17 protein-coding genes are annotated in these 17,081 nt (G+C 65.0%); 7 read left to right on the top strand and 10 right to left on the bottom strand.

The window, feature by feature from the left end:
* Positions 1-43: 43 nt before the first annotated feature.
* Positions 44-1,132: a chorismate synthase gene (gene aroC / locus ACE103_RS11915; protein ID WP_024580648.1), complete on the bottom strand. Its 1,089-nt coding sequence runs from the start codon at positions 1,130-1,132 to the stop codon at positions 44-46.
* Positions 1,133-1,207: 75 nt separating this feature from the next.
* Complete coding sequence (locus ACE103_RS11910; RefSeq protein WP_375779571.1) at positions 1,208-1,807, bottom strand: histidine phosphatase family protein; 600 nt, start codon at positions 1,805-1,807, stop codon at positions 1,208-1,210.
* A gap of 174 nt (positions 1,808-1,981) precedes the next feature.
* Here ACE103_RS11910 and ACE103_RS11905 point away from each other — a divergent pair, with 174 nt between their 5' ends.
* Both ACE103_RS11905 and ACE103_RS11900 read left to right on the top strand, forming a co-directional pair.
* Positions 1,982-2,470, top strand: coding sequence for a sigma-70 family RNA polymerase sigma factor (locus ACE103_RS11905; RefSeq protein WP_092124724.1), 489 nt, complete (start codon positions 1,982-1,984; stop codon positions 2,468-2,470).
* Between the two features lie 67 nt (positions 2,471-2,537).
* A complete protein-coding gene (locus tag ACE103_RS11900) occupies positions 2,538-3,302 on the top strand; it encodes an anti-sigma factor family protein (RefSeq protein WP_375779570.1) in 765 nt (254 codons plus the stop codon).
* 390 nt (positions 3,303-3,692) lie between these two features.
* Here ACE103_RS11900 and ACE103_RS11895 read toward each other — a convergent pair whose 3' ends face one another.
* Positions 3,693-4,658, bottom strand: coding sequence for a DnaJ C-terminal domain-containing protein (locus ACE103_RS11895; protein ID WP_375779569.1), 966 nt, complete (start codon positions 4,656-4,658; stop codon positions 3,693-3,695).
* A 137-nt stretch (positions 4,659-4,795) separates the two neighbouring features.
* Positions 4,796-5,203, bottom strand: a complete 408-nt coding sequence (locus ACE103_RS11890) for an RT0821/Lpp0805 family surface protein (protein WP_223969858.1) — start codon at positions 5,201-5,203, stop codon at positions 4,796-4,798.
* 108 nt (positions 5,204-5,311) lie between these two features.
* On the opposite strand from ACE103_RS11890, the gene pdxH reads away from it, so the two are divergent.
* Positions 5,312-5,950, top strand: coding sequence for a pyridoxamine 5'-phosphate oxidase (gene pdxH / locus ACE103_RS11885; RefSeq protein WP_375779568.1), 639 nt, complete (start codon positions 5,312-5,314; stop codon positions 5,948-5,950).
* Between the two features lie 37 nt (positions 5,951-5,987).
* Positions 5,988-6,740 carry an SDR family NAD(P)-dependent oxidoreductase gene (locus tag ACE103_RS11880; RefSeq protein WP_375779567.1) on the top strand — a complete coding sequence of 251 codons (753 nt, stop codon included), beginning with the start codon at positions 5,988-5,990 and terminating at the stop codon, positions 6,738-6,740.
* A gap of 137 nt (positions 6,741-6,877) precedes the next feature.
* On the opposite strand, the gene ACE103_RS11875 is transcribed toward ACE103_RS11880, so the two are convergent.
* Both ACE103_RS11875 and ACE103_RS11870 read right to left on the bottom strand, forming a co-directional pair.
* On the bottom strand, positions 6,878-7,099 hold the full coding sequence (locus tag ACE103_RS11875) for a hypothetical protein (RefSeq protein ID WP_223969861.1): 222 nt from the start codon (positions 7,097-7,099) through the stop codon (positions 6,878-6,880).
* A gap of 130 nt (positions 7,100-7,229) precedes the next feature.
* Positions 7,230-8,207: a magnesium transporter CorA family protein gene (locus tag ACE103_RS11870; protein ID WP_223969862.1), complete on the bottom strand. Its 978-nt coding sequence runs from the start codon at positions 8,205-8,207 to the stop codon at positions 7,230-7,232.
* Between the two features lie 362 nt (positions 8,208-8,569).
* Here ACE103_RS11870 and ACE103_RS11865 point away from each other — a divergent pair, with 362 nt between their 5' ends.
* Positions 8,570-9,247: a L,D-transpeptidase gene (locus ACE103_RS11865; protein ID WP_375779566.1), complete on the top strand. Its 678-nt coding sequence runs from the start codon at positions 8,570-8,572 to the stop codon at positions 9,245-9,247.
* Positions 9,248-9,270: 23 nt separating this feature from the next.
* Here ACE103_RS11865 and ACE103_RS11860 read toward each other — a convergent pair whose 3' ends face one another.
* On the bottom strand, positions 9,271-10,461 hold the full coding sequence (locus ACE103_RS11860) for an extensin family protein (RefSeq protein ID WP_375779565.1): 1,191 nt from the start codon (positions 10,459-10,461) through the stop codon (positions 9,271-9,273).
* Between the two features lie 76 nt (positions 10,462-10,537).
* Here ACE103_RS11860 and ACE103_RS11855 point away from each other — a divergent pair, with 76 nt between their 5' ends.
* Both ACE103_RS11855 and ACE103_RS11850 read left to right on the top strand, forming a co-directional pair.
* Positions 10,538-12,166 carry a 3-(methylthio)propionyl-CoA ligase gene (locus ACE103_RS11855; protein WP_223969865.1) on the top strand — a complete coding sequence of 543 codons (1,629 nt, stop codon included), beginning with the start codon at positions 10,538-10,540 and terminating at the stop codon, positions 12,164-12,166.
* Between the two features lie 290 nt (positions 12,167-12,456).
* A complete protein-coding gene (locus ACE103_RS11850) occupies positions 12,457-13,314 on the top strand; it encodes a DUF1499 domain-containing protein (RefSeq protein ID WP_375779564.1) in 858 nt (285 codons plus the stop codon).
* A gap of 161 nt (positions 13,315-13,475) precedes the next feature.
* Here ACE103_RS11850 and ACE103_RS11845 read toward each other — a convergent pair whose 3' ends face one another.
* From ACE103_RS11845 to ribB, 3 genes are all read right to left on the bottom strand, one after another.
* The gene (locus tag ACE103_RS11845) at positions 13,476-14,393 is read right to left on the bottom strand and encodes an MBL fold metallo-hydrolase (protein ID WP_375779563.1); all 918 of its coding nucleotides are present in this window, start codon (positions 14,391-14,393) and stop codon (positions 13,476-13,478) included.
* 130 nt (positions 14,394-14,523) lie between these two features.
* The gene (locus tag ACE103_RS11840; RefSeq protein ID WP_223969868.1) at positions 14,524-15,738 is read right to left on the bottom strand and encodes an acyl-CoA dehydrogenase; all 1,215 of its coding nucleotides are present in this window, start codon (positions 15,736-15,738) and stop codon (positions 14,524-14,526) included.
* A 170-nt stretch (positions 15,739-15,908) separates the two neighbouring features.
* Positions 15,909-16,985 (bottom strand): 3,4-dihydroxy-2-butanone-4-phosphate synthase, encoded by a 1,077-nt coding sequence (ribB, locus tag ACE103_RS11835; RefSeq protein ID WP_223969869.1) that lies wholly within the window; start codon positions 16,983-16,985, stop codon positions 15,909-15,911.
* Positions 16,986-17,081: the final 96 nt, after the last annotated feature.

Below are 17,081 nucleotides of genomic sequence, written 5' to 3'. Positions count from 1 at the left end.
CCCAGGTGAGCACCCGATCCGGTGGCCACCACTATATAGGGGATCAGCGCCCGGTCTGCCCGCGGTCGCGCAGAAAATGATCGGCCAGCACGCAGGCCATCATGGCCTCGCCCACCGGCACCGCGCGGATGCCGACGCAGGGGTCGTGGCGGCCCTTGGTCAGGATGTCGGTATCGGCGCCCTTTCGGTCCACGGTCCGGCGCGTGGTCAGGATCGAGGACGTCGGCTTGACCGCAAAGCGCACCACCACCGGCTGGCCGGTCGAGATGCCGCCGAGCACGCCGCCGGCATGGTTGGACAGGAAACGCGTTCCGTTATTGCCGGTCCGCATCTCGTCGGCGTTCTCCTCGCCCGTAAGCTCGGCGGCACCGAAGCCGGCGCCGATCTCGACGCCCTTGACGGCGTTGATGCTCATCATCGCCGAGGCCAGATCGCTATCGAGTTTCGCGTAGATCGGCGCGCCGAGGCCAGCCGGCACGCCCTCGGCGACGACCTCGATGACGGCGCCGATCGAGGAGCCGCTCTTCCTGATGCCGTCGAGATAGCTTTCGAAGAACGCCGCCTTGTCCTTGTCGGGACAGAAGAACGGGTTGTTGGCGATCTCGTCCCAGTCCCATTTTTCGCGGTCGATCTTGTGCGGCCCCATCTGGACCAGCGCGCCGCGCACCTTCACTTCGGGCAGGACCTTGCGTGCGATTGCACCGGCCGCGACGCGGGTCGCGGTCTCGCGCGCGGAGGAGCGTCCGCCGCCGCGATAGTCGCGCAGGCCGTACTTCGCCTCATAGGTAAAGTCGGCATGGCCGGGGCGGAACTTGTCCTTGATCTCCGAATAGTCCTTCGAGCGCTGGTCGGTGTTCTCGATCAACAGCGCAATCGGCGTGCCGGTCGTGACCTGCACGCCGCTTTCCGGATGCGCCATCACGCCGGACAGGATCTTCACTGCATCCGGCTCCTGGCGCTGGGTCGTGAAGCGCGACTGGCCCGGCCTGCGGCGGTCGAGGTCGTGCTGGATCTCCTCCACTGTCAGAGGGATCATCGGCGGACAGCCGTCCACCACGCAGCCGATCGCGACCCCATGGCTTTCGCCGAAGGTCGTGACGCGGAACATATGGCCAAAAGTATTGAAGGACATGGCGTGTCGTAACGCGCAGGGTCGGCAGCGTCAAACGGGTTTCATGATCCCCGGAACGTGGCTGGCCAGGCGCCCTTAACTATACTTCCGCAGGCCCGCCGCGCTGAACACGTAGACCGCGCCCTGCTCGATTGTAAGGTCAGCGGCCGACGCCGGGGTCTCGAAGCCGAGCGCCACCATCAACGCCCGCGCGGTGCCGCCATGGGCGACGGCGACGGTGTCCGAGGTCACCGAGCCGTACCACTCGGTCATCCGCGCCTGCACGTCGACATAGCTCTCGCCACCCTCCGGCGCGACCTGCCACTTCTCGGCCAGGCGGCGGGCATAGACGGCGGGGTCGGCGGCCTGCGCCTGCGCCAACGTCGAGCCTTCCCACGTCCCGTAGGCGATCTCGCGCAGCCGCGCGTCGAGGGCGTAGTCGCCCGGCGGCAGGCCAAGCTCGGTGCGCACCAGCTCCATGGTCGCGCGCGCCCGGAGCAGCGGGCTTGCGACGAACGGCAGCGTCGTCTTGTCACGGCCGTCGCACGCCAGGAGATCGGCGAGGATGCGGCCGGCATTTGCCGCCTGGGCGCGGCCGCGCTCGTTGAGAGCAATATCCTGCACGCCCTGAAGCCGGCCTTCGGCGTTCCATGAGGTCTCGCCGTGGCGGATGTAGTAGATCGTTGGCACCGGCATTCGCTTCAAATTTTTCTGGCCCGGAGGTACACCAGCACTTTGGCTGGCGACAAGCCCAAATCGGGCGCAGCCGAGGCGCTATGCGCGCAGGTCGGCGCAACCGGAATAGCGACGCCGTTAGGGTGTTATGTTTGATAAGGCGGCTATCGCCGCGACCATCGAAGACTGGGATGCATGACCGCGTTTCGTCAAAGTGTCGAAGCCATGATTCCAGCGCTCCGCCGCTATGCGCGCGCGCTGGTGCGTGACTCGGATATCGCCGATGATTTGGTGCAGGACACGCTGGTGCGCGCGCTGCGCTCGGAGCGGCTGTTTCTCGGCGGTGACGTCAGGAGCTGGCTCTACACGATCCTGACCAATCTGAACAAGAACCGAAGGCGCTCGCTGGCGCGGCGGCCGGCCTTCATGCCGCTGCTCGACAACAATGCCGACGCCAGCGGCACCGAGGCCGAGGGACGCGACATCGAGCGCGCGCTGTCGACGCTGGTCGAGGAGCAGCGTTCGGTGCTGCTGCTCGTGATGCTGGAGGGCATGAGCTACCGGGAGGTCGCCGACATCCAGGGCGTACCGATCGGCACGGTGATGTCCCGCCTCGCCCGCGCGCGCGCCCATGTACGGGCCTCGATCGAGGGCCAGCGCCCGGCGCTCCGGCGGGTGAAATGATAATGTGCGCGATGGCAGGTGTTATGCATGAACGTTTTTCGAACAAGATTTGGCAGAGACGATTGATATGACCGACCCGAACATCCCCGTCACCGAAGACGAGCTGCACGCTTACGTCGACAACGAGCTGCCGGCCGAACGCCGTGGCGATGTCGAGGCGTGGCTCGCCACGCATCCCGACGACGCGGCGCGGGTGCAGTCATGGCGCGCGATGGCCGAGACGCTGCATGCGCGCTACGACACGGTGCTGGACGAGGCGGTGCCAAAGCGGCTCGAGCTCGAGCGGCTGGTGCGCCAGCCGCGGCGCTGGGTCTATGGCGCGGTGGCGGCGACGCTGATGGCCTTCATCGCCGGCGGCGGCGTCGGCTGGATCGCGCGCGGCGCCTCGGCGACGCCGTCGACTTTCCAGAGCTTCACGCTCGATGCGCTGGATGCGCACCGGCTCTACGTGGTCGAGGTCCGTCATCCCGTCGAGGTGCCCGGCAGCGAGCGCGACCATCTGCAGCAATGGCTGACCAAGCGCTGCGGCTGGGACGTCCGCGCGCCCGACCTCACCGGGCTGAAGCTGGTCGGCGGCCGCCTGCTGCCGGGGCCGAGCGGGCCGGCGTCGTTTCTGATGTATGAGAGCACGTCCGGCGAGCGCTTCACGGTCTACACCGCCAAGGCGAAAACCGAGGCGACCCAGATGCGCTATGCCGTGCAAGGCAGCGACGGCGCGCTGTTCTGGGCCGATCGCGGCGTCGCCTATGTCGTGAGCGGCGGCACCGACCGGACGCGCCTGACCCAGGTCGCGCAAGCCGTCTACGATCAGATGGAGAAGAACGGCGGCTGACCTCCCGTAGATTTACGGAAAATCAGCCGCCGACATTGTGCCGTTTCGAGTAAGTGAATCCAGCCTCACTCAGCGTCCCAATTCCGACATTGAAAATTTCGATTCGCGTCATGGACGCGTCTCATTGTCGTACCGGATGCTCACGCGAAGATGATCTGCGCCCGATCCGCCGATCGGCGCACGCGGCCTCGATTGGGGTTTTGTGTACCGCGCTGGTCCCCCTCTCGAGGCCGCACTCATTTTCCGCAATCCGATCTGCACGCCGCAGATTTGGACGTCGGACGGCCGGTCATCCTTTGACGCCCTCGCAATGCCCGCGTCTACCCCGATAGAGTCCGGGGTAGTGGCAGTTTCGCGTCTTTAGCGTCTTTTGGGGCGCGCTCCCGGCGGTCAGCCGAGATCGCTGCGCGGATTGTAGGGATTTCGCTCCCGCCACGTCTGCATCAATGCCTCAAGCTCGGCATCGTTCCCGTCGGGAAGGATGATACGGGTCGTGACGTAGAGGTCGCCGACAGCCCCCGCCTTCGCCAGCCCCTTGCCCTTGAGGCGGAAGGTACGGCCGCTGGAGGTGTTCTTCGGGATCGACAGTTCGACAGCGCTGCCGAGCGTCGGCACGCGGACCTTACCGCCCAGCACCGCTTCGTAAAGGGTCACAGGCAGATCGATCCGGAGGTCGTTGCCGTCGACCTTGAAGAACGGATGCGGCGCGATCGAGATCGTGATCAGGAGGTCGCCGGGCGGATGGCCCTGCGCGGTGTCGCCCTGCCCCTTCAGCCGGATCTGCTGGCCTGCGGTGACGCCAGGCGGAATCTTGACGTTGAGCTCACGGCCGGTCGGCAGGCGCACGCGCTTGTCGCCGCCCCCGGCCGATTCCTCCAGCGACACCGTCATGGCGACCGAAAGATCGAGGTCGACGCCGACCCCGCCGCCTTCAAATTCAAACGGACTGGCCCGTCCCCCGCGCGCACCAGCGCCGCCACGCGCGGCGTTGCCGAACATGCTGTTGAGGATGTCCTCGAAGCTGCCGCCGCCCATGCCGCCACCGGGACCGGGGCCGCCGCGGAAGCTGTACTCGAAGCCGCCGGGACCTGTACGGCCGCCGGCGCCGCCGCCGGGGAAGCCCTGGAAGCGGGGCTTGCCGTCCGCATCGATCTCGCCGCGGTCGAACTGCTTGCGCTTGTCTTCGTCGCCGACGATCTCGTTGGCCGTGTTGATCTCCGCAAAGCGGGCAGCCGCCTTCGGGTCGTTGTTGTTATTGTCAGGGTGATGCTTCTTGGCGAGCTTGCGATAGGCGCTCTTGATCGTCGCAGCGCTGGCGCTCCGCTGCACCCCCAAGACCTCATAGGGGTCGCGCATCCGTCACGTCTCCTTCACGGGAAAATCAGCTTCGGCCGGGAACCCATCCGGGCCCGCTTTGCCTTCATGTGGGGGCTCAGTGGCATTTTTGCAACTAGCTTGGTGCAGGCATCAGCCGGAACTTTCAGGACTTGCTCTCAGGACTTGTTCCAAGGCTTCAGGCTATGGATTTGCCACCGGCCTTGTCCAGCCCTGCAGGCGGCGCCCTGCAGCCAGGTCTCGGTGGCTCCATTGACATAGCTGGCGAGGAAATCCCGGCACGTCTTGCCGTCCTCGCCGGCATAGGCCTGGGCCAACGGCGTCACCGAGCCGCGCGCACCGGTCTGGGGATTTTCCCAGGGCTGGCTTGAATCCTTGTCGCCCTTGGTCAGCACATCTGAGGCGGCGTTGCGGGCAAAGGCGAGATCGCCGTCGGTCGGCATCACCGCGCTGACCTGGGTCGGGTTGATCGAGCCCGTCACATCCTTGTCGTCCATCTTGGCGAAAGCATCGGTGCGCGACAGGCTGCAGCCGCTTGCGCCGACGCCGATCAGGATCAAGGTCACCACCGCGCCCGCGGGGTGGATCGCCGATAGGCCAACGCGCCCCCATGCCCTATATAGGGCTAGAAACGCGCTCTCGGACGCGGGCGAATGCAAATCGGGACTCCTGACATGACCGACACGACCTCCATCAAACACCCGACACCGTTAACATCGGGTGATTTCACCGCAGCGGAGGAGCCGTTCGCCCTGTTCGGCGAATGGTTTGCGGAAGCGGTCAAGTCCGAGCCGAACGATCCGAACGCGATGGCGCTCGCAACCGTCGATGCCGACGGGCTGCCCGACGTGCGGATGGTGCTGATGAAGGGCTTCGACGCCGACGGCTTCGTGTTCTACAGCCACATCGCCAGCGCCAAGGGCCGCGAATTGGCGGCAAATCCCAAGGCCGCTTTACTGTTCCATTGGAAATCGCTGCGCCGCCAGGTGCGCATCCGCGGGGCGGTGACGCCGGTGACCGACGCCGAGGCCGACGCCTATTTCGCCACGCGGCCGAAGCAGGCGCAGATCGGCGCCTGGGCCAGCAAGCAATCGCAGCCGCTGGAGAGCCGCTTCGCCTTCGAGCAGGCGATCGCCAAGGCCGGCGCGAAATACGTCATCGGCGAGGTGCCGCGTCCCCCGGGCTGGAGCGGCTGGCGGATCACGCCGCAGCGCTTCGAGTTCTGGCACGACCGCCCGTTCCGCCTGCACGACCGCATCGAATTCCGTCGCGATGCCGGCAGCGCATGGTCGAAGGTGCGGCTCTATCCATGATGACGACAGCTTAAAAGACGCCAACCTGAAAGACACCATGTCCCCTCCTTCCAACGCGCCGCGCCGTACCCTGCTCCTGACCGGTGCCAGCCGCGGCATCGGTCACGCCACCGCGATCCGGTTTGCTTCCGCCGGCTGGCGCGTCATCACCTGCTCGCGGCATGCATTTCCGGAAGTCTGCCCCTGGGGCGCCGGACCGGAAGATCACATCGAGGTCGATTTCGGCGATCATGACGACACGGTTCGCGCGATCAGCGAGATCCGCAAACGGCTGGTGAACGACGAGTTGCACGCGCTGGTCAACAATGCCGCGATCTCGCCGAAGGGGGCGAGCGGCGCGCGGCTCGGGACCATGGACACCGATATCGAGACATGGCTGCACGTGTTCCGCGTCAACTTCTTCGCGCCCATCATGCTGGCCCGCGGACTGATCGACGAGCTCAGGCACGCCAAAGGCGCAGTGGTGAACGTCACCTCGATCGCGGGCTCGCGCGTGCATCCGTTCGCCGGCGTTGCCTACGCGACCTCGAAAGCCGCGCTGGCATCATTGACGCGGGAAATGGCATCCGACTTCGGCCGCGTCGGTGTCCGCGTCAATTCGATCGCACCGGGCGAGATCGATACTTCGATCCTGTCGCCGGGCACCGAGAAGATCGTTGATCAACAAATCCCGATGCATCGCCTCGGCACTCCGGACGAGGTCGCCAAGATCATCTATGTGCTGTGCACCGAGACCAGCTCCTATGTGAACGGCGCCGAGATCCACATCAACGGTGGCCAGCACGTCTGAGCTTTGGCTTGGATGGGAATTGGGGGGCGAGAGGTTCGAGGCGATCCCGGCCGCCGCCGCGGCCGTACTCCAAGGATTGCTTCGATTGCAGGCGTAACGACGCAGACGAGGCTTCTGCCTCCAAAAGGCCTCAGCCTCTAGTCGGCGTAGAACCGGCGAGACTTCTTCTCAAACGGCTGCAGCGCGATGTCGTTCAACGCGCTGGAGCATTCGTCTTCGTCCTCGCCATCCAACATCGCAGCGCCACAGTAGCGGCAAAGTCTCGGCGAGATCGCCTGCACCTTGCCTGCTGCGCGGTCCTGTTGATAGCGCGCAAAGTCGATGACGTTACGCCGTGGCGTTATGATCTTCTCAACCATTGCTGTCCTCCGGCTTCGAGGCGGGCGTTATCGCAGACAAGTTTCGCCCAAACGTTCAGCGCAACACTCAAATTTTAGGAGAGCAAATAAGGCAGAAAACGCGTCCCAAAACGCGACGTGTGGAACCGGTTTACAGCCACTTCTTCCACTTGAAGATCCAGTACGGCACGATCGCCGCGATCAGCATCAGCACCAGCGCGTACGGATAGCCGTGCACCCATTCGAGTTCCGGCATGAGCTTGAAATTCATGCCGTAGATCGAGGCAATCAGCGTCGGCGGCATCAGGACCACCGCCATCACCGAGAACAGCTTGATGATGTTGTTCTGTTCCAGATTGACCACACCGAGCATGGCGTCGAGCACGAAGGTGATCTTGCTGGAGAGATAGGAAGCGTGGTCGGTCAGTGAGGCCACGTCACGCTGCATGGTCTTGAGCTGCTCACGCATGTCCTTGGACCATTTCACGCCTTCCACGATCGCCGAAAGGAACGTGACGAGGCGGCCGATCGAGACCAGGCTTTCGCGGACCTTCGAGGTCAGGTCGCCCTTTCGGCCGATCGCGATCAGGATCTGCGAATATTGCTTGGCGTGGCCGTGGCGCTCGCTCTCCGGCTCGAAGATGTCGTGGGAGACCTGGTCGATGTCGGCCCCGCAGCGCTCCAGGAGGTCGGCGCAGCGGTCGATCACCGCATCCAGCAGTTCCATCAGCACCTGCTCGCCGGTGATGCCGGGCGCACAGGAGCGCGCCAGCTTGTTCTCGACCAGTGCAAACGGTTTCGGCAGGTCGTAACGCACCGTGACCAGCCGATGGCTGGTCAGGATGAAGGTGACGGCCGTGGTGCGCGGCATGTCGGTGTCGGATTGGCACATCAGTGTCGCGGTCATGTAGCGCGCGCTGTTCTCGATATAGAGCCGGCTGGAGATCTCGATCTCCTGCATGTCTTCCCGGGTCGGAACCGCGATCCCCGCGAGCTTCTCGACGGCCCGGTCCTCCTCAACGGTCGGGTTCACCAGGTCGACCCAGACCGCGCTCTCCGGGAGCGCGTCGAGGTCGGTCGCGGCGGCCTTCTTGAGGGACAGATCGGAGGGAACGAACACCGACAGCATTACGAACTCCGAGAAACAGGGCTGGAAACAGGGCGGGCAAGACCCGTCGACTTAGCGCGATTCTGGATGGCGCTTCATGACCGGGACATTAACCGGACATCCACCTTTGTGGCGGCCAGGCGGCGGTGAATGTGACGTTGAAGCGGCTTCGATTGGACAACCGTTGCCTGTTTGCACAAAAACTGGCCCCACACCAGATGACTTGCGGCAAAAAAGCCACAGGCGACGTCCCGCGATGCGGGAAAGGCATCTAAACTCTGGGAATAATGGCACGTCTCGGCAATAATGCTCGTCATGGAATCGTGGCGTTTTGGGCGCAATCGTGGCGCTTTGAGACGCGGATTTTCGATTGGAATGTAATCATGTCGTCGTTCAAAGTTACCTTTGGGATCCTGGCCGCGGGCCTCATGTTGTCGGGCTGCATGCAGGCCACGACCTATGAGGCAACCAACACCGCCGCCTTCAAGCCGCATGACAAGGAACTGCTGGCCAAGACCACCTACGTCAAGACACCGGTGGCCGAGCCGTTCCGCCGCGCCATCGTCGAGTATCACCGCAAGGAAGCCCCCGGCTCCATCGTGGTCGATTCCGACAACCATTACCTCTACTACGTGATGAACGACGGCAAGGCGATCCGCTACGGTATCACCGTCGGCGAAGAAGCGATGGCCTGGTCCGGCATTGCCAAGGTCGGCAGCATGACCGAATGGCCGGCCTGGCATCCCACCCCCGGCGAAATCTCGCGCCTCGGCGTTCCGACCTTCGTGGCCCCCGGCCCGGACAATCCGATGGGCTCGCGCGCGATGTATCTCTACTCGGGCGGCAAGGACACGCTGTTCCGCATCCACGGCACCAACCAGCCGGAATACATCGGGTCGTCGATCTCCTCGGGCTGCATCCGCATGACCAACGAGGACGTCATCGACCTCTACAACCGCGTCAAGCTCGGCACCATCGTCGTGGTGCTGGAGCCGAAGCACGGCGACTCGCCCTACAAGCCGCAGATGGCGCTGCAGGGTGCCGGCGGCACCACCTACTGATCGTCTTTACGTCGCCATCGCGATCAAAGGCGCCGGCTTTGCCGGCGCTTTTTTGTTGGCTGTGGCTTGGTCTCGGCAGCGCCGTCGGGTGCGGCCCCATCATCTGACTTCGCCGCATCTGGCTCACCGGCCTTGCCGCGGTCGGCTTCGGACGCGTCAGGCTTGGATGAGTCCGGCTTGGATGCGTCCGATTTTGCGGCGACCTCGCGCGGCGGTGCCTCTTCGGGGCGCCCGGCCGGCAACAGCGGCGCGACACGCGGCAGCGGATCGTAAACGTTCCACTGGCAGATCCGGTAATTGTTACGACGCTCCATCAGGTCGAGATGGACGTGGTCCTCGTGGTACCAGTCCGAGCCCGGACCGAGCACGGTAGAGAAGCGGGCGCAGACCGAATGCAGCACGGTCTCGCGCAGATCGCGCGGCACACTGCGGTCGGTCAGCGAGATCGACTTGCCGTTGGCGAGACCGAACGCGCGCACGTCGAGCGCATTGGCGCGGCCATGTTCGGAGAGCTGCGCGCCCACGACGCGATTGCGGCCGCGGCATTCGAATGAATCGAAATTATCGAGATTGCTGATCCCGCCCCCGAGGCTCTGCGCCAGCGGCGCGATATCGGTGCGGACCCAGTCGGCGACCGCACTCGCCATCTTGCAGCGGAGGATCGCCGCGGGCTTGACCGCGACCTTGCGCTTGTCCTGCAGCACGATGGCCTCGAGCCGCACCAGATCCTCGCCGCCGCAGCCGCCGGCGCCGTGGATATCCGGAATGCTCGGCGCGATCGCGATCTCCTCGGTGAGCGCCTGTCGGCAGGCCGAAAGCTGCGGCGGGGGCGGCTCGGCGGGTTTGGCTGCCTCGGCTGGCCTCGCCGTCGCGCCGGGCCTGGCAGCCTCAGCAGGCGCGGCTGGTGGCTGAGCCGCGGCCGCGGGCGGCGCGGGCTCGGCTGCCGCGGGCGCTTCGGACGCTGGCGGCGCCTCCGCGGGGCGCGGCTTCGGCAGCGGCACAGCCGAGCGGCGGACCGGCTTGTGGGCCCTTTGCGGCCGGACACCGAACAAATCGTCCCAGGAAAAGCCAGGCGCGCCGCGGGCGGCCTGCGCGGGCCCGGCTTGCATGCCAAGCCAAAGCAGCGCGGCGGTAGCGGTAACCATTGCCGCGGCGGCGCGACGAAACGCACCATCAGGCCATTTTCGGCTTGCTTTCTCCGCGCTACAGTTCATGTCAGTTCCATGATTTTACTGCCGGCCGTCCAAGATGCCGGCGGATCATGCGTGAGGATCGAGGAGGGATTTGCGTATGCTTGGCTTGATGCAAGATTGGCCCTTGCTGTGTCACAAGATTATTGAGCACGCCGCCAAATATCACGGCACGCAGGAAGTCGTGAGCCGGTCGGTCGAAGGCCCCATTCATCGCACCACCTACGCCCAAATCCATGCCCGCGCCCTGAAGGTCTCGCAGAGCCTGGAACGCGACGGCATCAAGCTCGGCGACCGCGTCGCTACGATCGCCTGGAACACCTGGCGCCACCTCGAAGTCTGGTACGGCATCATGGGAATCGGCGCGATCTGCCATACGGTCAATCCACGACTGTTTCCGGAACAGATCGCCTGGATCGTCAACCACGCCCAGGACCGCATCGTCATCACCGACCTCACCTTCGTTCCGGTGCTGGAGAAGATCGCCAGCCAGCTGCCGAGCGTCGAGCGCTACGTGGTGCTGACCGACAAGGCGCACATGCCGCAGACCACGCTGAAGAACGTGGTCGCCTATGAGGACTGGATCGCGGCATCCGACGGCAAGTTCGAGTGGAAGACCTTCGACGAGAACACCGCCGCGGCGATGTGCTACACCTCCGGCACGACGGGCGATCCCAAGGGTGTCCTGTATTCGCACCGGTCCAACGTGTTGCACGCGCTGATGGCCAACTCGAAGGACGCGCTCGGCACCTCCGCCGCTGACACAATGCTTCCGGTGGTGCCGTTGTTCCATGCCAATAGCTGGGGCATCGCATTCTCCGCACCGTCGATGGGCACCAAGCTGGTGATGCCCGGCCCGAAGCTCGACGGCGCCTCGGTGTACGAACTGCTGTCGACCGAGAAGGTCACCCATACCGCGGGTGTCCCGACGGTGTGGCTGATGCTGCTGCAATACATGGCGGCCAACAACGTCAAGTTGCCGGATCTGCAGATGGTGATTTGCGGCGGCTCGGCAATGCCGCGCTCGATGATCAAGGCGTTCCTCGACATGGGCAGCCAGGTGCGCCACGCCTGGGGCATGACCGAGATGAGCCCGCTCGGTACGCTTGCCACGCTGAAGCCGCCGTTCACCGATCGCAGCGGCGAGGAGCGGCTCGACATCCTGCAGACCCAGGGCTACCCGCCGTTCGGCGTGGAGATGAAGATCACCGACGATGCCGGCAAGGAGCTGCCGTGGGACGGCAAGACCTTCGGCCGCCTCAAGGTCTCCGGCCCCGCGATCGCCAAGGCCTACTTCCGGGTCGACAGCAACATCCTCGACGATGCAGGCTTTTTCGACACCGGCGACGTCTCGACGATGGACGAGCACGGCTACATGCGGATCACCGACCGCTCCAAGGACGTGATCAAGTCCGGCGGCGAATGGATCTCCTCGATCGATCTCGAGAACCTCGCGGTCGGCCACCCCGCGGTCGCGGAAGCCGCCGTGATCGGCGTCCATCACCCCAAATGGGATGAGCGGCCGCTTTTGATCGTGCAACTCAAGCAGGGCGAGAGCGCCACGCGCGAGGACATCCTGAAGTTCATGGATGGCAAGATCGCCAAATGGTGGATGCCCGACGACGTCGCTTTCGTCGACGGCATTCCCCACACCGCGACCGGCAAGATCCTGAAGACCGCGCTGCGCGACCAGTTCAAGGATTACACCTTCCCGACCGCCGCGGCCTAGGCGGGCTCGCATCCTCCCTTATCCTCCCCTGGAGGGGGAGGATCGGTTCGCATGAAGCGCAGCGCAATGCGGACCGAGGTGGGGTGACAGTCCCTCGATTGAGGCAGTGCCCGTGCTGAAGGATCACCCCACCCCGCCGCTCATTTCATTCGCGTCGCCCTTCCCCCTCCAGGGGAGGGTAAGAGCACCACCCCAAATCCCTTGAATTCGCCGCAGGTCCGTGGTCTCACACGATCATTGGCGGCGGCTGAGGTCGCCGGGGGCAATCTCAACCGGCAGATTATTCGACGATGGCGCGCAGGTTTTCCGCTCCCTACCAGCAGGAGCCCGTGTCCGGTCTCGCCACCTGGTCGCGCAACCTCGCCATCTTCTCCGTCGTTGCGGTGGTGGTCTCGATCCTGATCGTCCGCTTCGGCTTCCTGGAGGTCAAACCGGCGCTCGCGACCTTCTTCGGCGCACTGGGCCTCGCCGGCCTGTCGATCCTGCTCGGGCTGGCCGCCTTCGCCGCGATCTGGCAGAACGGCACCCGCGGCATGGGCCGGATCCTGCTCGCCTTCCTGATCGCCGCCGCGATCCTCGCCTACCCGGGCTACCTGACCTATCAGTACCGCAAGCTGCCGCGGCTCTACGACGTCACCACCGATCCGATCGACCCGCCGAAATTCGAGGCGCTGGCGCGGCTGCGCACCGGCGAAGGCACCAATCCGGCCGCCTACGCCGGCCTCGCTTCGGCCGAGCGGCAGCGCGCGGCCTATCCCGATATCGAAACTGTCGAACTGGAAACCCCGGTCGATCGTGCCTATGAGATGACCCTGCGGCTGGTGAACCGCCGCAAATGGCTCGTCATCGACGCACGCGCGCCGCAGCCGCCGCGCCGGATCGGCCGCATCGAGGCGGTGGCACGCACGCCGATCATGGGTTTCCGCGAGGACGTCTCGATCCGGGTCACGCCCGACGACGAGGACTCGCGCGTCGATATCCGCTCTGCCTCGCGCTATTTCGACACCGATCTCGGCAGCAACGCCGCGCGGGTCAAGAAGCTGATCGAGGACCTCAACAGCGCCGCCGACAACGAAAACGCCAAGCCGGCGAAGAAGGCGGCCCCGGTCGCGCCGAAGGCGCCGCCGGCGAAGTCGGTGAAGAAATGACGCGCTAGCGTCATTCCGGGGCATCGCGCAGCGATGAACCCGGAATCCATTTCACAACAAAACTTGCGGCCCGATGGATTCCGGGCTCGCGCGGAGCTTGTCATCGGGCCGCGCTTCGCGCGGACCCGTTGGCACGCCCCGGAATGACGGTGGGAGGCAGCTCAGGCCATCCTGTACGTGCCGCCGATCACAGGATCGCCATCCGTCGCCACGATACCGCGCGCGACCAGATCCTCCAGATGCGCCAGCACCGAATAGCCGGCAGCATTGGCGAGGCGCGGATCGAGCCCGATATAGATCGCCCGCACCATGGTCGGGATGTCGGCCTCGCCCTTGCCGAGGCGATGCAGGATCGACGCCTCGCGCGCCCGGCGGTGCCGCGCCAGGAATCGGACATAGCGCGGGCCTTCCGGAATCTCCGGGCCATGGCCGGAGAAGTAGAGTTGCTCGGGCCGCTGCTCCAGCCGCTCCAGCGAGGCCATGTAGTCGATCATCGAACCGTCGGGCGGCGCCACGATCGAGGTCGACCAGCCCATCACATGGTCGCCGACGAAATTGATGCTTCGCTCGGTCCACCCAAACGCCAGATGGTTGGCGGTGTGGCCGGGAGTAGCGATGGCCTCAAGCGCGAAGCCCGCGCCCTCGATGACGTCGCCATGCTTGACCTCAATGTCGGGCCGGAAATCGCGGTCGGCGCCGGATTCCGGATTGTGCTTCTCGCTCTCGAAGCGCGGGCGCGAGGCGCGGTGCGGCCCCTCGGCATAGACAGGCGCGCCGGTCGCGGCCTTGATCCGCGGCGTGTTCGGCGAATGGTCGCGATGGGTATGGGTGACCAGGATGTGGGTCACGGTCTCGCCCCTGACCGCATCGAGCAGCGCCTTCGCATGCGCCTCATCGTCGGGACCGGGATCGATGATCGCGACCTTGCCCTGCCCCACGATGTAGCTCACCGTGCCGGTAAAGGTGAACGGGCTCGGGTTGTTGCAGAGGACGCGGCGCACGCCGGGCCGGACCTGTTCGACCACGCCGGGCTTCAGCGGAAAGTCGCGGTTGAACGGGATGTCGTCGTTGTCGGCCATGCGGACCTCTTAGCGTCATTCCGGGATGGCCCGTAAGGGCCAGACCCGGAATCCCGAAGTGAGGGAAAAGAATACGGCTCGAGATTCCGGGTTCGCGCTTACGCGCGCCCCGGAATGACGACCTGATACGTTACGAGAACGCCTGGATGCCGGTGATCGCGCGGCCGAGGATCAGCGCATGGACGTCGTGCGTACCCTCATAGGTGTTCACCGTCTCGAGGTTCGCGGCGTGACGCATCACATGATACTCGATCTGGATGCCGTTGCCGCCGTGCATGTCGCGCGCCATGCGGGCGATGTCGAGCGACTTGCCGCAATTGTTGCGCTTGACGATCGAGATCATCTCCGGGGCCATCTTGCCCTCGTCCATCAGACGGCCGACGCGCAACGAGGCCTGCAGGCCGAGCGCGATCTCGGTCTCCATGTCGGCGAGCTTCTTCTGCACCAGCTGGGTGGCGGCGAGCGGCCGGCCGAACTGCTTGCGGTCGAGCGTGTACTGGCGCGCGCGGTGCATGCAGTCCTCGGCGGCGCCGAGCGCGCCCCAGGAGATGCCGTAGCGGGCGCGGTTGAGGCAGCCGAACGGGCCCTTGAGGCCGGAGACGTTGGGCAGCAGCGCGCTTTCCGGCACCACGACGTTGTCGAGCACGATCTCGCCGGTGATCGAGGCACGCAGCGAGAGCTTGCCGCCGATCTTCGGCGCCGACAGGCCCTTCATGCCCTTCTCGAGGATGAAGCCGCGGATCTGGTTGTCATGCGCGGCCGACTTGGCCCACACCACGAACACGTCGGCGATCGGCGCATTCGAGATCCACATCTTGGAGCCGTTCAGCTTGTAGCCGTCGGCCACCTTCTCGGCGCGGGTCTTCATGCCGCCGGGATCGGAACCGGCGTCCGGCTCGGTCAGGCCGAAGCAGCCGACCCATTCGCCGGTCGCGAGCTTGGGGAGATATTTCTTGCGCTGGTTCTCGTCGCCATAGGCGTAGATCGGGTACATCACCAGCGAGGTCTGCACCGAGTTCATCGAGCGATAGCCGCTATCGACGCGCTCGATCTCGCGCGCCACCAGGCCGTAGGCCACGTAGCTCGCATTGGCGCAGCCATATTCCTCGGGCAGCGTCACGCCGATCAGGCCGAGCTCGCCCATCTCGTTGAAGATCTCGCGGTCGGTCTTCTCTTCCAGATAGGCCTTGGTGACCCGCGGCAAGAGCTTGTCCTGCGCATAGGCCCGCGCGGTGTCGCGGATCAGGCGTTCGTCTTCGGTGAGTTGGTCGTCGAGCAGGAACGGATCATCCCACTGGAAGCTGGCGGCAGCCGGCTTGTCCTTGGACTGGGGGCGCACGCTCATGAAACATCCTTTCGTATCGTCACTCGGAATTTGGCGGATAAATTAAAGCGCTATGCTGCGAAGCGCAATTGAATTGGGATCATTGTCATTCCGGGGCGATGCGTAGCATCGGACCCGGAATCTCGAGATCCGGGTTCGCTCCCTACGGTCGCGCCCCGGAATGACGATGGTCAGCAGTCCAGCCTCTCGTTCGACACGATCTCGATGCCGAAACCGGACAAACCCTTGTAGTCGTGCACCGAAGAGGTCAGATGCCGGATCGAGGTGATGCCGAGATCGCGCAGGATCTGTGCGCCGACACCGACCTCGCGCCACTGCTTGTTGCGATCGGCCTCCGCCGATTTCTGCTCGCTCACCGGCTGGACCGGAACACCGGCGGCACCATCGCGCAGATAGACCAGCACGCCGCGGCCGGCAGCCTTGAAGTGCCGCAATACGGCTTCCATCCGCGCCGGCCCGGTGAAGAGGTCGGTCACAATATTGGGCTTGTGCAGCCGGGTCAGCACGTCCCGGCCATCGCCGATGCCGTTGTAGACGAAGGCGGCGTGCATGATCTCGTCGAACGGCGAACGATAGGCATAGCCCTGCAGGGGGCCGATCGGGCTTTCGGTGGTGAAGGTCGCGACCCGCTCGATCAGCTTCTCGCGCGCCTGGCGATAGGCGATCATGTCCGCGATCGTGACATGCTTGAGCTTGTGGGCGGCGGCGAATTTCGCGACCTGCTCGCCCTTCATCACGGTTCCATCGTCGTTCATCAGCTCGCTGATGACGCCGACCGGCGGCAGGCCGGACAGCCGGCACAGATCGACCGCGGCTTCGGTGTGACCCGAGCGCAGCAGCACGCCGCCGTCGCGCGCGATCAGCGGGAAGATGTGGCCGGGGCGCGCAAAATCATTGGCGCCGGCATTGGGGTTGGCGAGCGCGCGGCAGCAGGAGGCGCGTTCGTCGGCCGAGATGCCGGTGCCGCCATCGGGCTTGTAGTCGATCGAGACGGTGAAGGCCGTGGTGTGGTTGGACTCGTTATGCGCCACCATCGGGTCGAGCCGCAGCCGGCGGGCGTCCTCGGTGGTGATCGGCGCACACACGATGCCGGAGGTGTGGCGGATGATGAAGGCCATCTTTTCCGCCGTGCAGAACGACGCCGCGACGATCAAATCGCCCTCGCCTTCCCGATCATCATCGTCGGTGACGACGACGAGTTCACCCTTCGCAAAGGCTTGCAGCACTTCCTGGATCGTATCGGCCATTGTCCTGACATCTCGCTTTATGCAGGCAGTGGATTAGCCGGGTTCCGATGTCAGCGCCAGTATCATTATGCAACCCGCCATGCGTCCGGCAGGCAT

It is taken from the genome of Bradyrhizobium sp. ma5 (assembly GCF_042258955.1).
Taxonomy (GTDB): Bacteria; Pseudomonadota; Alphaproteobacteria; order Rhizobiales; family Xanthobacteraceae; genus Bradyrhizobium.
Note: the sequence above shows the minus strand (reverse complement) of the source record. Positions and strands in the feature narration are given on the sequence as shown.

Excerpts from the sequence above, each read along its gene's own strand:
- aroC (WP_024580648.1), bottom strand. The coding sequence starts at position 1,132 with ATGTCCTTCAATACTTTTGGCCATATGTTCCGCGTCACGACCTTCGGC.
- ACE103_RS11910 (WP_375779571.1), bottom strand. The coding sequence starts at position 1,807 with ATGCCGGTGCCAACGATCTACTACATCCGCCACGGCGAGACCTCATGG.
- ACE103_RS11905 (WP_092124724.1), top strand. The coding sequence starts at position 1,982 with ATGACCGCGTTTCGTCAAAGTGTCGAAGCCATGATTCCAGCGCTCCGC.
- ACE103_RS11900 (WP_375779570.1), top strand. The coding sequence starts at position 2,538 with ATGACCGACCCGAACATCCCCGTCACCGAAGACGAGCTGCACGCTTAC.
- ACE103_RS11895 (WP_375779569.1), bottom strand. The coding sequence starts at position 4,658 with ATGCGCGACCCCTATGAGGTCTTGGGGGTGCAGCGGAGCGCCAGCGCT.
- pdxH (WP_375779568.1), top strand. The coding sequence starts at position 5,312 with ATGACCGACACGACCTCCATCAAACACCCGACACCGTTAACATCGGGT.
- ACE103_RS11880 (WP_375779567.1), top strand. The coding sequence starts at position 5,988 with ATGTCCCCTCCTTCCAACGCGCCGCGCCGTACCCTGCTCCTGACCGGT.
- ACE103_RS11875 (WP_223969861.1), bottom strand. The coding sequence starts at position 7,099 with ATGGTTGAGAAGATCATAACGCCACGGCGTAACGTCATCGACTTTGCG.
- ACE103_RS11870 (WP_223969862.1), bottom strand. The coding sequence starts at position 8,207 with ATGCTGTCGGTGTTCGTTCCCTCCGATCTGTCCCTCAAGAAGGCCGCC.
- ACE103_RS11865 (WP_375779566.1), top strand. The coding sequence starts at position 8,570 with ATGTCGTCGTTCAAAGTTACCTTTGGGATCCTGGCCGCGGGCCTCATG.
- ACE103_RS11860 (WP_375779565.1), bottom strand. The coding sequence starts at position 10,461 with ATGAACTGTAGCGCGGAGAAAGCAAGCCGAAAATGGCCTGATGGTGCG.
- ACE103_RS11855 (WP_223969865.1), top strand. The coding sequence starts at position 10,538 with ATGCTTGGCTTGATGCAAGATTGGCCCTTGCTGTGTCACAAGATTATT.
- ACE103_RS11850 (WP_375779564.1), top strand. The coding sequence starts at position 12,457 with ATGGCGCGCAGGTTTTCCGCTCCCTACCAGCAGGAGCCCGTGTCCGGT.
- ACE103_RS11845 (WP_375779563.1), bottom strand. The coding sequence starts at position 14,393 with ATGGCCGACAACGACGACATCCCGTTCAACCGCGACTTTCCGCTGAAG.
- ACE103_RS11840 (WP_223969868.1), bottom strand. The coding sequence starts at position 15,738 with ATGAGCGTGCGCCCCCAGTCCAAGGACAAGCCGGCTGCCGCCAGCTTC.
- ribB (WP_223969869.1), bottom strand. The coding sequence starts at position 16,985 with ATGGCCGATACGATCCAGGAAGTGCTGCAAGCCTTTGCGAAGGGTGAA.